The sequence below is a fragment of the Streptomyces sp. NPDC016851 genome (assembly GCF_055562795.1).
Genome location: NZ_JBVHEP010000007.1, coordinates 255,957 through 270,045 on the forward strand (window position 1 = coordinate 255,957; position 14,089 = coordinate 270,045).

A 14,089-nucleotide genomic window follows, 5' to 3' on the forward strand; every position below is an offset into this window, starting at 1 on the left:
CGGATTGACTCGTGCACCGCTCGCGCTGTCAGTGCCGTCCTGTTGTATGGAACGCATGGAGCACACGAGCAACGCGGATCTCCGGGCGGCGGCCGACACGGTCCTCGCCCGTCTCGTCGGGGACATCTCGGAAACGGCCCGGCTGCGTGAGGACCAGTGGCGGGCGATCGAGGCACTGGTCGCCGACAAACGCCGCGCCCTGGTCGTCCAGCGCACGGGCTGGGGCAAGTCCGCGGTCTACTTCGTGGCGACCTCGCTGCTGCGGTCGCAGGGCAGCGGTCCGACCGTGATCGTGTCCCCGCTGCTCGCGCTCATGCGGAACCAGGTCGAGGCGGCGGCCCGGGCCGGTATCCACGCCCGGACCATCAACTCCTCCAACACCGAGGAGTGGGAAGCCGTTCAGGACGAGATCGCCGCGGGCGAGGTCGACGTCCTGCTGGTCAGTCCTGAGCGGCTCAACAACCCGGACTTCCGGGACCAGGTGCTGCCCCGGCTCGCGGCCGCCACCGGGCTGCTGGTGGTGGACGAAGCGCACTGCATCTCCGACTGGGGTCACGACTTCCGGCCGGACTACCGCCGGCTGCGCACGATGCTCGCCGACCTCCCGCCCGGTGTGCCGGTGCTCGCCACCACCGCCACCGCCAACGCGCGTGTGACGGCCGACGTCGCGGAACAGCTCGGCACGGGCGGCAGCTCGGACGCCCTCGTACTGCGGGGCCCGCTCGACCGGGACAGCCTGAGCCTGAGCGTGCTCCGGCTGTCGGACGCCGCGCACCGGATGGCCTGGCTCGCCGAACACCTCGACGAACTTCCGGGTTCCGGGATCATCTACACACTCACTGTGGCCGCCGCCGAGGAGGTCACCGCCTTCCTCCGGCAGCGGGGGCACACGGTCACCTCGTACACGGGCAAGACGGAGAACGCCGACCGGCAGCAGGCCGAGGAGGATCTGCTCGCCAACAAGGTAAAGGCACTGGTCGCCACGTCGGCGCTCGGCATGGGCTTCGACAAGCCCGATCTGGGCTTCGTGGTGCACCTCGGTTCGCCCTCCTCCCCCATCGCCTACTACCAGCAGGTGGGCCGTGCGGGACGCGGCGTGGAGCACGCCGAGGTGCTCCTGCTCCCCGGGAAGGAGGACGAGGCGATCTGGGAGTACTTCGCGTCGCTCGCCTTCCCGTCGGAAGAGCTGGTGCGCCGCACGCTCGACATCCTCGCTCACGCGGACAAGCCCCTGTCGCTGCCCGCCCTGGAGCCCCTGGTGGAGCTGCGCCGCTCCCGCCTGGAATCGATGCTCAAGGTCCTCGACGTGGACGGGGCGGTCAAGCGGGTCAAGGGAGGCTGGATCGCGACCGGGCAGCCCTGGACGTACGACGCCGAGCGGTACGCGTGGGTGGCGCGGCAGCGCAAGGCCGAGCAGCAGGCGATGCGCGAGTACGCGTCGACGACCGACTGCCGGATGGAGTTCTTGCAGCGCCAGCTGGACGACGAGGCCGCCAAGCCCTGCGGTCGCTGCGACAACTGCGCGGGCCCGCGCTTCACCGCGGACATGTCCGCGGAGGCGCTCGACGCGGCGCGCGTGGACCTGGGGCGTGCGGGTGTCGAGGTGGAGCCCCGCCGGATGTGGCCGACCGGGCTGCCGGCGATCGGAGTGGACCTCAAGGGACGTATCCCGGTCGGCGAACAGGCCGCGCCCGGACGTGCGTTGGGCCGCCTGTCGGACATCGGCTGGGGCAACCGGCTGCGGCCCATGCTCGCGCCCCAGGCACCCGACGGACCCGTGCCGGACGACGTGGCCAAGGCCGTGGTGGGTGTGCTGGCCGACTGGGCCAAGGGACCCGGCGGCTGGGCCCCGGGCGTGCCGGACCCGCAGCCCCGCCCGGTGGGCGTCGTCACCGTCGCCTCGCGCACACGGCCCCAGTTGATCCACTCCCTGGGAGCGCGTATCTCGGAAGTCGGCCGGCTGCCCCTGCTGGGCACCGTCGCATACACGGGGGACGTGTACCCGGGGCCCCGGAGCAACAGCGCCCAGCGGCTGAAGGCGCTCGACGGGGCACTGACCGTGCCGCCCGCCCTCGCATCCGCCCTCGCCGAGGCCCAGGGCCCGGTCCTCCTCGTGGACGACTACACGGAGACCGGCTGGACCCTCGCGGTCGCGGCCCGCATGCTCAGGCGCTCCGGTGCTCAGGGGGTGTTGCCGCTGGTACTGGCCGTCCAGGGCTGACAGCACGTCGGGAGGCGCGGCCGCCAGGTCCTGGCCGGGCACCGCCCTACGACCGGGCACCGCCACCCACCTGCCCGGTCGCGCAGACCTCTGGACGCCGCGCACGCCAGTGACGTACGAACGTGTCGTGCTCGAACGCCCCATGGGTGGCCCGGCGACGCACAGGGTGAGGATATTAGCCGCGCATCATCTGATAACGGTCGACTGCGCCAATTGCTCGTTGCCGCATTCAAGTTCGACAGGAAGAATTGAGGTCCGCTCCCGCACGGTACGACCGCCGATCCGGTAGGGCTTCGCTGCGGTGCGCGCTCCCCGATTCCGACCCCGCCCGCAGTGCGGGCGCGTAGCCGAAGGGAGGACCGTGACCTTCGGATTCGCTCCGGCCTCGGCAGCGGCATCGACGTCCGCCGCTTCCGCCAACCGCTTGCTCGAACCCGCGGAATGGGCCGCCGCCGGGATCCCGCTTCTCCGTAACCCCCGTGAAGTCGTCAGCGGACTGCACGCCCGGCACCACCCGCAGCCGGCGACCGCCGTCATCGCCGTGCTCGATCCGGACGAGCGGCTGCGGGCGAGCGCCTCTTTCGTCCGCCGGACGGCCGCGGCCGACGGCTGGATGTCCCGCAACGTGCTGCTGGCGCAGCTGCGCCGGATCATCCCGCACGACCTGCGACGCCGCACACCGGTACGCACCGCCGTGCTGCTCTACTGCCGTGAGGGCGACGCGCGTTGGACCGAGGAGGACGGCGCGTGGATGTGGGGGCTGCGCGACGCCTGCACCCTGCACGGGCTGCGCTGCGGGGCGTACATCACGCTGACCCGCGACGGCTGGCAGGTGCTCGGCGAGGGCCGCGGCGGACGCCGACCGCACTCTGCGTCGGCACCGGAGCCGTTCGACACTTCGGAGGCACCGCCGCCGCTGCCACGCACCGGTGGCGCCGCCTCCGAGGTGCTGCGCCGCGCTGCGGCGGCACGCTGAGGCCTCCGGACAGACCGTTCCTGGGACAGACCGTCCCAGGCACAAGCTGTCCCTGAGACAGCCCCCAGGAGGGGCAGACCCCCTGCGGCAGGCCGCCCCTGGGCAGATCGTCCCGCACAGGGAGGGCCCGCAACGGGCTGAGGAGCCGCGCCCCTTCCTACGGCAGACCACGGTTCCTGTGACCGGCAACCGGGGAACGAACATCCCCGAACAGCACTGGGCCACCCCGGCAGGACCATGCGCAGCCGCGGCGCCCAGCCCTCCGGGCATGCCGAACCATCCGCCGTGCGGAGCCGCCGGAGCGGCGCCTGAGGTCAGCCCCCGGCGCCCGACCGGACGCCACGGCACCGACTCAGACGCTCGTGCCCAGCACCGAGTTGATGCGCTGCGGATCACCGCAGACGATCAGCAGGGCGGTGGCCCGGGAGTGGGCCAGCGACAGCGCGCTCGCGGCTGCGGCCTCGGCGCCGCCGTTGACGGCGACCACGACCACCGGACGAGACGCGGCACGTCCGGCGACGGTGGCGTCCGTGTAGAAGACGTCGTCACCGGCGTCGTGCTGGGCCCAGTAGGAGGTCTCGCCGAACGACAGCTCGTGGGCGGCCCACGGGTGCTGTTCGCCGGTCGTGATCACCAGGACGTCACCGGGGGCGCGACCGGAGTCCAGGAGCAGGTCCACGGCCTCCTCTGCGGCGTCGAGCGCGCCTTCGGCGGAAGCCGGGATCAGCTGGATCTGCGGGGTGGCCGGAGCGGCGGCATCGGCTGCCGGACCCGACGGGACGGGCTTGGCGGCCGCGTCACGCGGCGTGCGCTGCACCGGCGGTGCGGGTCGCACAGGACCGGGACGGCCGGGGCGCGACGGAGCCGCGGGACGGGGGCCGGGTACGGGGCGAGGGGTCGGCGCGGTGCGGCCGCTGGCCGGAGTGGCGCGGGGACCCTGGGCACTCTCGTGAATCTGAGGCTCCTCGGGAATGAGAGGCATGGGTTGATATTTATCAAACGTTGGTACGGCCCGCGTCGGCGGGTGGCGCATGCGTGCGAACGGAACTGTCAGAAATCGAAGCCCAGCTGACCCTCGATTTCCGGAACGCTTCCGTCCGTCCAGCTGCGGACCTTCTTGAGGTGCCGCCACTGGGGCAGCGCATCAAGATACGCCCACGACAACCGGTGGTGGGGGGTGGGGCCCCGCTCCGCCAGTGCGGCCTTGTGCACGGGTGAGGGATACCCGGCGTTGTCCGCAAAACCGAAGTCTGCATGGTCGATACCCAGTTCGGCCATCATTTTGTCGCGCTGAACCTTGGCGATCACCGAGGCCGCCGCGACCGCCACGCACGACTGGTCGCCCTTGATCACCGTACGGACTCGCCAGGGCGCACCGAGATAGTCGTGCTTCCCGTCGAGGATGACGGCGTCGGGGCGGACCGGCAGGGCGTCCAGGGCACGTCCTGCGGCGAGCCGCAGCGCGGCCGTCATCCCCAGGCGGTCTATCTCCTCTGGAGAGGCGTGCCCCAAGGCGTACGACGTCACCCACTTCCGCAGTTCCTCGGCGAGTTCGGTGCGTCGCTTGATGGTGAGCAGCTTCGAGTCGGTAAGACCCTCGGGCGGCCGGCGCAGTCCGGTGATCGCCGCGCAGACGGTGACGGGACCGGCCCACGCGCCGCGCCCCACCTCGTCGACACCTGCAACGATCTTCGCTCCGGTCGTGGCTCGAAGGGAGCGCTCGACGGTGTGAGTAGGCGGTTCGTACGGCATGGCGACCCTAGGTTACGCCGCCCCGAACCGCCCGCGACACCCCGGTCGGGCTCAGCGGTGCGACGGCCCCGGCCGACCCCGGTCAGGTGCCGTTCGACCGCAGCAGCGGAACCATCAACTGGTCGATCATCTCCTCGATTTCCTGGTCCCGCCATTCACAGCCGCACATCTTGGAGCGGTACATCATCATCGCCGGGATGGCGTCGAAGACGTATCCGTTCGCAGCGTCGGAACGCACCTCGCCTCGCCTGATTCCACGCTCGATGACTTCCCGCAGCATCTTGATGGTGGGCTCCACGACCCCGTCGAAGATCACGGCATGGAAGCGCTCGGCCTGCGTCGTGTCACATTCGTGAATCACCGAGCGAAGCGCGAAGCCCGGGCGGGAGAACATCGCGTCGCGGGCTCTCCGGCAGAGCGCCAAGAGGTCCTCGCGCACGCTCCCCTCGTCCGGTACCGCGTCGAAGAGTGGCAGTCCGGCGCGCAGGGCGTCGGCGACGAGGTCCTCCTTGGAGGGCCAGCGACGGTAGACGGCGGCCTTTCCGGTCTGGGCACCGGCGGCAACGCCTTCCATCGTCAGGCCGTTCCAGCCGACGGTGCTGAGTTGATCCAGCGCGGCGTCGAGGATCGCGCGTTCGAGCACGGCGCCACGGCGGCGGGCGGCCGTCTGAGCGGGGGCGTCCGCCCAGCTCGGGGTAACCATCGAACTCTCTCCAACGAGCAGATGAAGCGGGGATTCCGGGGTGGGGGGACGTGCCGGGCGGCGGCAAAGGGGGACGTGCCGCACGACGACGCCACAAGTGAACGCTTGCGTTCACTGTCGGGGACTCACTACCTTTGACGCGGCAGTGAACGCGAGCGTTCACTAACGCACTCGTGGGGGACCCATAGTGACAACCTCTCCATTGCTCAAGGACCAGAAGCCAGGTGCGGCACGCCGGGAGGGACACCCCGGCATCGCGCTCACCGTCATCGCGGCCTGCCAACTCATGGTGGTACTCGACGCGACGATTGTGAACATCGCGCTCCCGCACATTCAAGACGCACTCAAGTTCAGCACCACCGACCTCACCTGGGTCGTCAGCTCCTACACACTCACCTTCGGCGGTCTGCTGCTCCTCGGCGGCCGCGCCGGTGACATCCTCGGGCGCCGCAGGGTGTTCATGACCGGCATCCTGCTGTTCACCTTCGCCTCGCTGCTCGGCGGGTTCGCCCAGGAGCCGTGGCAGTTGCTGGCCGCGCGGGTCCTCCAGGGCGTGGGAGGCGCGATCGCGTCGCCCACCTCGCTGGCGCTCATCACCACCACGTTCCCCGAGGGCCCGGAGCGCAATCGGGCCTTCGGTGTCTTCGCCGCGGTGTCCGCGGGCGGTGGTGCCATCGGCCTGCTCGCGGGCGGCATGCTCACCGAGTGGCTCGACTGGCGCTGGGTGCTCTTCGTGAACGTGCCGATCGGCGTGCTGATCGCCGTGCTCACTCCGCTCTACATCAGCGAGTCGGAACGGCACACCGGACGCTTCGACATAGCGGGCGCGGTGACCTCGACGGCGGGCATGGCGTCCCTCGTCTACGGCTTCATCCGGGCGGCGGACGAGGGCTGGCGGGACAGCCTCACCATCGGATCCTTCGCCGCCGCGGTGGTCCTGCTGCTGGCCTTCGGGGTCATCGAGTCCCGGGCCAAGGAACCGATCACCCCGTTGCGGATGTTCACCGACCGGAACCGCTCGGGCACTTACGTGATCATGCTGAGCCTCGCGGCGGCGATGTTCGGCATGTTCTTCTACATCGTGCTGTTCGTGCAGAACGTGCTCGGCTACACCCCGATCGAGGCGGGGCTCGCCTTCCTGCCCGTGACCGTCGTGATCGCGCTCGGCGCGGGTCTGTCGCAGCGGTTCCTGCCGGTGCTGGGCCCGAAGCCGTTCATGGTCCTGGGCTCGACGCTCGCGGCGATCGGACTGGCGTGGCAAGCGCTCATCAGCTCCGACAGCTCGTACGTCGGCGGGGTTCTCGGCCCGATGCTGGTGTTCGGCTTCGGCATGGGCCTGAACTTCGTGACACTGACGCTCACCGCCGTCTCCGGTGTGGCCCAGCACGAGGCCGGCGCCGCGTCCGGACTGCTCAACACCACGCAACAGGTGGGCGGATCGCTGGGTCTGTCCATCCTGACGACCGTGTTCGGCACCGCGACCAGGGACGAGGCGGAGAAGCAGCTTCCGAAGTTCATGGCCGAGGGCTCTCCCGAGCAGAAGGCCGAGTTCGCCACGACGCATCAGCTGCCCGCGCCGTGGGGGCACGAGGTGCTGGCCCAGGGCATCTCCGCCGCCTTCATCCCGGCCGCGGCCATGGCCGTCCTCGCCCTGGCCACCGCCTGGCTGGTGATCCGGGTCCGTAAGAGCGACCTGGAGGCTCTCTCCGGCTCGGCCGGGCCGGGGCTGGGCTGACGCGAAGGCACTGCGAGACGGCTTCGGCGGCTCGCCGACGGGCCCGGAAGGGGCCTGCCGGCGGCTGCCGGGCCGGTCCGCGACCGGCCACCCATGTCCCGGGCGGCGTGTGCATACGTCCCACCAGTGGATCAGAACAGCCAGCAGAACCTCCATGATCACCCCCTTCGCCCTCCCGTTAGGGACCCGCAGCGCGTGCCGCCTCATGGCTCACACCGCTGATGTCACAACAACGAGCGGTCAGTCACGGAGAGTTCCCAATGGGCACGGAGAGTTCCGAACGCACGTCGGATCCGTTCTGATGCGCACCGGGAGTTCCGATGACCACCGGTTCTGACGGCTGGACCGACGCTGAAGAGGTTCTGACCGCTAGACCGACGCAGGCACCCAGTCCGGCAGCGGCTCCGTCCGCGCCACCCACTCGGCGGGCGGCGCCCCCGCCTTGCCCGAGGCGATCACGCCGCCCACGATGGCACAGGTGGTGTCGACATCCCCGCCGACCTGCGCGGTCGTCCAGAAAGCGTGCTGGTAGTCACCGAGACTTCGGGCGGCCGACCAGAGGGCGAAGGGCACCGTGTCGTGAGCGGTCGTCCGCCGGCCGCATCCCAGTACCGCCGCGACCGTGGCCGGGTCGGCGTAGTCGAGCATGTCCCGGGCCCGGCGCAGTCCCGCGCCCACCGCGCTCTTCTTCGGCACCAGGTCGATGACCCCGTCGAGGAGGGCCTCGGCCCCGGGCGGCCCGCCGGGAGCCGCGGCGAAAGCGGCGGCCGCGGAGACGGCCATGGCGCCGACGACGGCCTCGCGATGCTGGTGGGTGGTGTAGGCCGAGATCTCCGCCTGGTGAGTCGCCTGCTCCGGGTCGTCCGCGTACCAGGCGCCCAGCGGGGCGATCCGCATCGCGGCGCCGTTGCCCCAGGACCCCTGTCCGTTGAAGAGCCCGGCGGCGAGTTCACGCCAGTCGCCGCCCTCCCTGACGAGCCGCAGCAGGCGGTTGACCGCGGGTCCGTAGCCCCGGTCGAAATCGTGGTGCTCGGCGAAGGAGCGGGCCAGGGCGTCCTGGTCGATGCGGTGGTGAGCGACCAGGACGGCGACGACGGAGCCGGCCATCTCCGTGTCGTCGGTCCACTGCCACGGCCCGGACGGTAGCTCGCGGCGCTTCAGCAGCGGGTAGTTCACGGGCACGAAGTACTGGGAGCCCAGGGCGTCCCCGACGGACAGTCCGCGCAGGCTGGCCAGGGCGCGGTCCAGGCGCCCGTCGGGGGAGGAATCAGCGGTCATCGCCCTGCCACTCTATCCAGTGATCCCGTAGGTCTCGGGATCTCGCCAGCGGTCGAACGGCCGGTCCAGCGTGTACTTGCCGTCGTCTCCCAGAACGAGCATGCGCACCTCGCCGTTCCCCGGGTTCGACAGCGACTCGAATTCGGCGACCGTCCAGTGGAACCACCGCATGCAGAACAACCGCATGGCCAGACCGTGGGTGACGATCAGGACGTTCGGCGGATGGTCCGGGTCCTCGAAACTGCGGAACAAGCTCTCCAGGAAGCCGCCGACCCGGTCGTAGACGTCGGCGCCGGACTCGCCCTGGGCAAAACGGTAGAAGAAGTGGCCGTACGCGTCACGGTAGGTCTTCTGGAGGCGGACCTCGTCACGGTCCTGCCAGTTGCCCCAGTCCTGCTCGCGCAGCCGGGGTTCCTCGCGTACCCGTATGAGCCCGGGGTCGAGGCGGAAGGCGCGCAGTGTCTCGTGGGTACGGCGGTACGGGGAGACATACACGCTGACGCGCTCGCCGCCGAACAGCGCGCGCAACTGCTCGCCCGTCGCCTCCGCCTGCCGCCGACCGCGCTCGGTCAGCGCCAGGGCGTGGTCAGGTTCACGCTCGTACACGGAGTCATCAACATTGCCCGTTGACTCGCCGTGCCGGACAAGGACGATGCGCCGTGGTCGTGCCATGCCAAAACCCTAGATCGGGTGGGGCCACATCGAGCACCCGTACCGCCCCCATACAGCGTAGGTCACACACATCCTGCACCACAGATCACACAGGTCGCACTCCCGTCCGGCCTGAATCAATCAGTCCGGGCCCGCCCGGCCTGCCCGGAACTCAGACCGTCCAGCTCGGCTCCATATCCACGACGTCCCCGGTGAGCGCCGCCACGTCCGCCTCCGTCTGGGCCCTCAGGGCGAGCCTCTCCACGCGTTCCGTGCGGTACTTGCCGTGCTCGGCGGCCGACCGCCACATCGACAGCACCATGAACTCGTTCCCGGGGGCCTCACCGAACAGCCCGCGCACCATGCCGGGCGAGCCGGCCATCGCCGGGTTCCAGACCTTCTCCTGCATCAGCACGAAATGCTCGACCCGCTCCTCGTGGACACGGCACAGCGCCACGCGCAGCAGGTCGGCGTCCGTGAAGCGCGGTTCGAAACCGGTCTTCACATCGAAGCGATAGTCGAAGAGCCTGACCTGGGCGTCCTTGAACGTGCCCGACTGGGCCGACGCGAGCCGGTCGTGGGACCGCGCCATGAAGGAGTCGTAGAAGGCGCGGCTCTCCCAGAACGCGAAGATGTGCGCCACGTCCGGCCGCCCCCGGCTCCAGCCACCCCCCTGTCCCCGAAACCCCGGCTCCCCCAGAAGCCCCGCCCACTTCCGCTGCCCCCGCTCGAAACCGCGGCGGTCCACCACGGTGCAGCGAATCCACTTGACCAGCACCGCGCCATGGTAAGGCCACGGAGCGTGGCGTCGGTCACTCTCGGCTGGACCACTCTCCGGCGCGCGCACCCGCACGCGTGGCAGGATGGACAAACAGTCATGACTGCCCGGCAGTTGAGACGAGCGGGCGGGTCGGTACGGGGAAGGGGACGCTGGTGGACGGGCTGAACAAGGGGCTGCGCAAGGTCGAGATCGCGATGCGGTGGGATCCCAGTCCGGCGGGGCAGCCGTCCACCGACCTGGACCTCATCGCGGCGACCTACCCCGCGGAGGGTCCATACGGCGATCCGTCATACGTCGTCCACTTCGACAGCCGCTCCCCCGACGGCACCATCTATCTCAACCGGGACAGCAAGGACGGCCAGGGCTTCGGCTACGACGAAGTCATGATGCTGGAACTCGACCGGCTCGACGTCCGCTACGCGCGCGTGGTGGTCGGTGTCGTCATCCAGCAGCGCCCGGCGGAGCGTACGTTCGTCAGTGTGGTGAACCCCGGGTTGCGTATCCGCGAGGGGTACACGGTCTTGGCCGAGGACGACTTCGGGAGTGTCCTGGGAGCCACTGCGGCGACGGTCGCGGAGTTCGTCCGGGACGGTTCCGGTCCCTGGGACTTCCGCCCCGGCCTCCGTGGTTTCGAGGGTGACCCAGTGGACTTCGCCAGGACCATGGGTGCCTCACACGGGCCGTGAGTTCTCCCCGGACACCCCCCGGGAAACAGGGGTGAACTCGGTCTCGCTCAACAGCACCTCACCAGCATTCGCCGACGCCTGCGCCACCGCTTACAGGGCGCAGTCGGCCCTGCGCCAACGCTCCCCGATCTGGTACCGCCTGGGCCCCTGGTACGAGGTCACGCACGCGCTGGAGACCCGCGACCAGGACGCCGTCGGTTTCTGGGCGGGACTGCGTACTGGACAGGCTCCCCGGCATCCGCAGTCTGTGACGACAAGAGGGGCACCGGCCCGAAGGCGGTGCCCCTCTGTCATCGGGTCAGGCGCTCGGCGTCAGCTGCAACCGCTGGTCGAGCCGCAGCCCTCGCAGATGTAGCAGGAACCGGCGCGCTGCATCTTCGTGCCGCAGGAGAAGCACAGCGGGGCGTCGGCCTGGATGCCCAGCTGCATCTCCACCAGTTCGGCACTGGTGTGGGCCGTCTGCGGGGCGGGCTTGGCCGCCTCTTCGTTCTTCGGCGCGGAGACGGCCTTCAGTTCCTGGGCCCGCGGCGCCGACTGGGCCAGGCCCTCGACGTCGACCTCGTCCTCGTTCGGCTCGTACGAACCGGTCTCGAGGTGACGCTGACGCTCCTCGGCGGAGTGGATGCCGAGCGCGGAGCGCGTCTCGAACGGCAGGAAGTCCAGCGCCAGGCGGCGGAAGATGTAGTCGACGATCGACTGCGCCATCCGCACGTCCGGGTCGTCCGTCATACCGGCCGGCTCGAAGCGCATGTTCGTGAACTTCGAGACGTACGTCTCCAGCGGGACGCCGTACTGGAGACCGACGGAGACCGCGATGGAGAAGGCGTCCATCATGCCCGCGAGGGTCGAGCCCTGCTTGGACATCTTCAGGAAGACTTCGCCGAGACCGTCGTCCGGGTAGGAGTTGGCGGTCATGTAGCCCTCGGCACCGCCGACGGTGAAGGACGTGGTGATGCCAGGACGTCCCTTCGGAAGGCGCTTGCGGACCGGGCGGTACTCGACGACCTTCTCGACCTTGGCCTCGACGGCGGCGGGCTCCTCGGCCTTCTCCTCCCACTTCTTGGTGGAGAGCGGCTGGCCGACCTTGCAGTTGTCGCGGTAGATCGCGAGCGCCTTGACGCCCAGCTTCCAGGCCTCGAAGTAGATCTCCTCGACCTCCTCGACGGTCGCCGTCTCCGGCATGTTGACCGTCTTGGAGATGGCGCCGGAGATCCACGGCTGGATCGCGGCCATCATGCGGACGTGGCCCATCGGGGAGATGGCCCGCTCGCCCATGGCGCAGTCGAACACCTCGTAGTGCTCGGGCTTGAGGCCCGGGGCGTCGATCACATTGCCGTGCTCGGCGATGTGGGCGACGATCGCCTCGATCTGCTCTTCCAGGTAGCCAAGGCGGCGCAGGGCCTGCGGGACCGTGCCGTTGACGATCTGCATCGAGCCGCCGCCGACCAGCTTCTTGAACTTGACCAGGGCGAGGTCGGGCTCGACACCGGTGGTGTCGCAGGACATCGCGAGGCCGATGGTGCCGGTCGGGGCCAGCACGGACGCCTGGGAGTTACGGAAACCGTTCTTCTCGCCGAGGCGCAGCACGTCCTGCCACGACTCGCTGGCAGCGGCCCACACCGGGGTGTCCAGGTCGTCCATGCGGACGGCCTTGTCGTTGGCGTCGGAGTGCTGCTTCATGACGCGCTTGTGGGCGTCGGCGTTGCGGGCGTAGCCGTCGTACGGGCCCACGACCGCGGCCAGTTCGGCGGAGCGGCGGTACGCCGTACCCGTCATCAGGGAGGTGATGGCGCCGGCGAGGGAGCGGCCACCGTCGGAGTCGTAGGCGTGGCCGGTGGCCATCAGCAGGGCGCCGAGGTTGGCGTAGCCGATGCCGAGCTGGCGGAACGCGCGCGTGTTCTCGCCGATCTTCTGGGTCGGGAAGTCGGCGAAGCAGATCGAGATGTCCATCGCGGTGATGACCAGCTCGACGACCTTCTGGAAGCGCTCGGCCTCGAAGGACTGGTTGCCCTTGCCGTCGTCCTTCAGGAACTTCATCAGGTTCAGCGAGGCCAGGTTGCAGGACGTGTTGTCCAGGTGCATGTACTCGCTGCACGGGTTCGACGCGGTGATCCGGCCGGACTCGGGGCAGGTGTGCCAGTTGTTGATGGTGTCGTCGTACTGGATGCCGGGGTCGGCGCAGGCCCAGGCGGCCTCGGCGATCTTGCGGAAGAGCTGCTTGGCGTCGACCTCCTCGATCACCTCGCCGGTCATCCGGCCGCGCAGCCCGAACTGGCCACCCTGCTCGACGGCCGTCATGAACTCGTCGTTCACACGGACCGAGTTGTTGGCGTTCTGGTACTGGACGGACGCGATGTCGTCGCCGCCCAGGTCCATGTCGAAGCCCGCGTCGCGCAGGACGCGGATCTTCTCCTCTTCCTTGACCTTGGTCTCGATGAAGTCCTCGATGTCCGGGTGGTCCACGTCGAGGACGACCATCTTGGCGGCGCGGCGGGTGGCGCCACCGGACTTGATCGTTCCTGCGGAGGCGTCGGCGCCACGCATGAAGGAGACCGGACCGGAGGCGTTGCCGCCGGAGGACAGCAGTTCCTTGGAGGAACGGATCCGGGAGAGGTTCAGGCCGGCACCGGAGCCGCCCTTGAAGATCATGCCCTCTTCCTTGTACCAGTCGAGGATCGACTCCATGGAGTCGTCGACGGACAGGATGAAGCAGGCGGAGACCTGCTGGGGCTGCTTGGTGCCGACGTTGAACCAGACAGGGCTGTTGAAGCTGAAGATCTGGTGCAGGAGGGCGTACGCCAGCTCGTGCTCGAAGATCTCGGCGTCGGCGGGCGAGGCGAAGTACTTGTGGTCCTCGCCGGCCTTCCGATACGTCTTCACGATGCGGTCGATCAGCTGCTTGAGGCTGGTCTCACGCTGCGGGGTGCCGACGGCACCGCGGAAGTACTTGCTGGTGACGATGTTGACCGCGTTCACCGACCAGAAGTCGGGGAACTCGACGCCACGCTGCTCGAAGTTGACCGAGCCGTCGCGCCAGTTGGTCATGACGACGTCACGGCGCTCCCAGGCCACCTCGTCGTACGGGTGGACACCAGGGGTGGTGTGGATGCGCTCGATACGCAGGCCCTTGCTCGCCTTGGTGCTCTTGGCGCGGGAACTCCGTGCCGGACCGCTCGCCGTCTCTGTCATGCCGCCTCCCTGTACGGGCGAAAACGCCCTGAAGTGCCCCGTTGTTCCCGTGGCACGGTGTTCTGTCTGATGCTGCGGGCACCCACTCACATCGCCCGCAACAGGTCTTCACATCGC

At 69.5% G+C, this 14,089-nt stretch carries 11 protein-coding genes; 4 read left to right on the forward strand and 7 right to left on the reverse strand.

Annotation, left to right across the window (positions count from 1 at the left end; all coding sequences use genetic code 11):
- Positions 1-55 precede the first annotated feature (55 nt).
- Together ACZ3I3_RS14220 and ACZ3I3_RS14225 are read left to right on the forward strand one after the other, a co-directional pair.
- Positions 56-2,221 (forward strand): RecQ family ATP-dependent DNA helicase, encoded by a 2,166-nt coding sequence (locus tag ACZ3I3_RS14220; RefSeq protein ID WP_467364874.1) that lies wholly within the window; start codon positions 56-58, stop codon positions 2,219-2,221.
- 361 nt (positions 2,222-2,582) lie between these two features.
- On the forward strand, positions 2,583-3,197 hold the full coding sequence (locus ACZ3I3_RS14225; RefSeq protein WP_467364876.1) for a hypothetical protein: 615 nt from the start codon (positions 2,583-2,585) through the stop codon (positions 3,195-3,197).
- 352 nt (positions 3,198-3,549) lie between these two features.
- Here the strand turns inward: ACZ3I3_RS14225 and ACZ3I3_RS14230 are convergent, their stop codons facing one another.
- The 3 genes from ACZ3I3_RS14230 to ACZ3I3_RS14240 form a co-directional block, all read right to left on the reverse strand.
- The gene (locus ACZ3I3_RS14230; protein WP_467364878.1) at positions 3,550-4,179 is read right to left on the reverse strand and encodes a hypothetical protein; all 630 of its coding nucleotides are present in this window, start codon (positions 4,177-4,179) and stop codon (positions 3,550-3,552) included.
- 68 nt (positions 4,180-4,247) lie between these two features.
- Positions 4,248-4,949 (reverse strand): ribonuclease HII, encoded by a 702-nt coding sequence (locus tag ACZ3I3_RS14235; protein ID WP_467364880.1) that lies wholly within the window; start codon positions 4,947-4,949, stop codon positions 4,248-4,250.
- Between the two features lie 82 nt (positions 4,950-5,031).
- Entirely contained in the window at positions 5,032-5,652 is a 621-nt protein-coding gene (locus ACZ3I3_RS14240) for a TetR/AcrR family transcriptional regulator (RefSeq protein ID WP_467364882.1), read from the reverse strand.
- A gap of 187 nt (positions 5,653-5,839) precedes the next feature.
- Here ACZ3I3_RS14240 and ACZ3I3_RS14245 point away from each other — a divergent pair, with 187 nt between their 5' ends.
- Entirely contained in the window at positions 5,840-7,387 is a 1,548-nt protein-coding gene (locus ACZ3I3_RS14245; protein ID WP_467364884.1) for an MFS transporter, read from the forward strand.
- A gap of 369 nt (positions 7,388-7,756) precedes the next feature.
- Here the strand turns inward: ACZ3I3_RS14245 and ACZ3I3_RS14250 are convergent, their stop codons facing one another.
- The 3 genes from ACZ3I3_RS14250 to ACZ3I3_RS14260 all read right to left on the reverse strand — a co-directional run bounded on the left by ACZ3I3_RS14250 (position 7,757) and on the right by ACZ3I3_RS14260 (position 10,094).
- Positions 7,757-8,665, reverse strand: a complete 909-nt coding sequence (locus ACZ3I3_RS14250; protein WP_467364886.1) for an ADP-ribosylglycohydrolase family protein — start codon at positions 8,663-8,665, stop codon at positions 7,757-7,759.
- A 12-nt stretch (positions 8,666-8,677) separates the two neighbouring features.
- Complete coding sequence (locus tag ACZ3I3_RS14255; protein ID WP_467364888.1) at positions 8,678-9,337, reverse strand: histidine phosphatase family protein; 660 nt, start codon at positions 9,335-9,337, stop codon at positions 8,678-8,680.
- Positions 9,338-9,488: 151 nt separating this feature from the next.
- Complete coding sequence (locus tag ACZ3I3_RS14260) at positions 9,489-10,094, reverse strand: YdbC family protein (protein WP_307177836.1); 606 nt, start codon at positions 10,092-10,094, stop codon at positions 9,489-9,491.
- A 155-nt stretch (positions 10,095-10,249) separates the two neighbouring features.
- Between ACZ3I3_RS14260 and ACZ3I3_RS14265 the strand changes: the two genes are divergently transcribed.
- Positions 10,250-10,783, forward strand: a complete 534-nt coding sequence (locus tag ACZ3I3_RS14265) for a TerD family protein (RefSeq protein ID WP_467364889.1) — start codon at positions 10,250-10,252, stop codon at positions 10,781-10,783.
- Positions 10,784-11,095: 312 nt separating this feature from the next.
- On the opposite strand, the gene ACZ3I3_RS14270 is transcribed toward ACZ3I3_RS14265, so the two are convergent.
- Entirely contained in the window at positions 11,096-13,972 is a 2,877-nt protein-coding gene (locus ACZ3I3_RS14270) for a vitamin B12-dependent ribonucleotide reductase (RefSeq protein WP_467364891.1), read from the reverse strand.
- Positions 13,973-14,089: the final 117 nt, after the last annotated feature.

Coding starts and splice junctions, on each gene's coding strand:
- ACZ3I3_RS14220 (WP_467364874.1), top strand. CDS start 56: ATGGAGCACACGAGCAACGCGGATCTCCGGGCGGCGGCCGACACGGTC.
- ACZ3I3_RS14230 (WP_467364878.1), bottom strand. CDS start 4,179: ATGCCTCTCATTCCCGAGGAGCCTCAGATTCACGAGAGTGCCCAGGGT.
- ACZ3I3_RS14235 (WP_467364880.1), bottom strand. CDS start 4,949: ATGCCGTACGAACCGCCTACTCACACCGTCGAGCGCTCCCTTCGAGCC.
- ACZ3I3_RS14240 (WP_467364882.1), bottom strand. CDS start 5,652: ATGGTTACCCCGAGCTGGGCGGACGCCCCCGCTCAGACGGCCGCCCGC.
- ACZ3I3_RS14250 (WP_467364886.1), bottom strand. CDS start 8,665: ATGACCGCTGATTCCTCCCCCGACGGGCGCCTGGACCGCGCCCTGGCC.
- ACZ3I3_RS14255 (WP_467364888.1), bottom strand. CDS start 9,337: ATGGCACGACCACGGCGCATCGTCCTTGTCCGGCACGGCGAGTCAACG.
- ACZ3I3_RS14270 (WP_467364891.1), bottom strand. CDS start 13,972: ATGACAGAGACGGCGAGCGGTCCGGCACGGAGTTCCCGCGCCAAGAGC.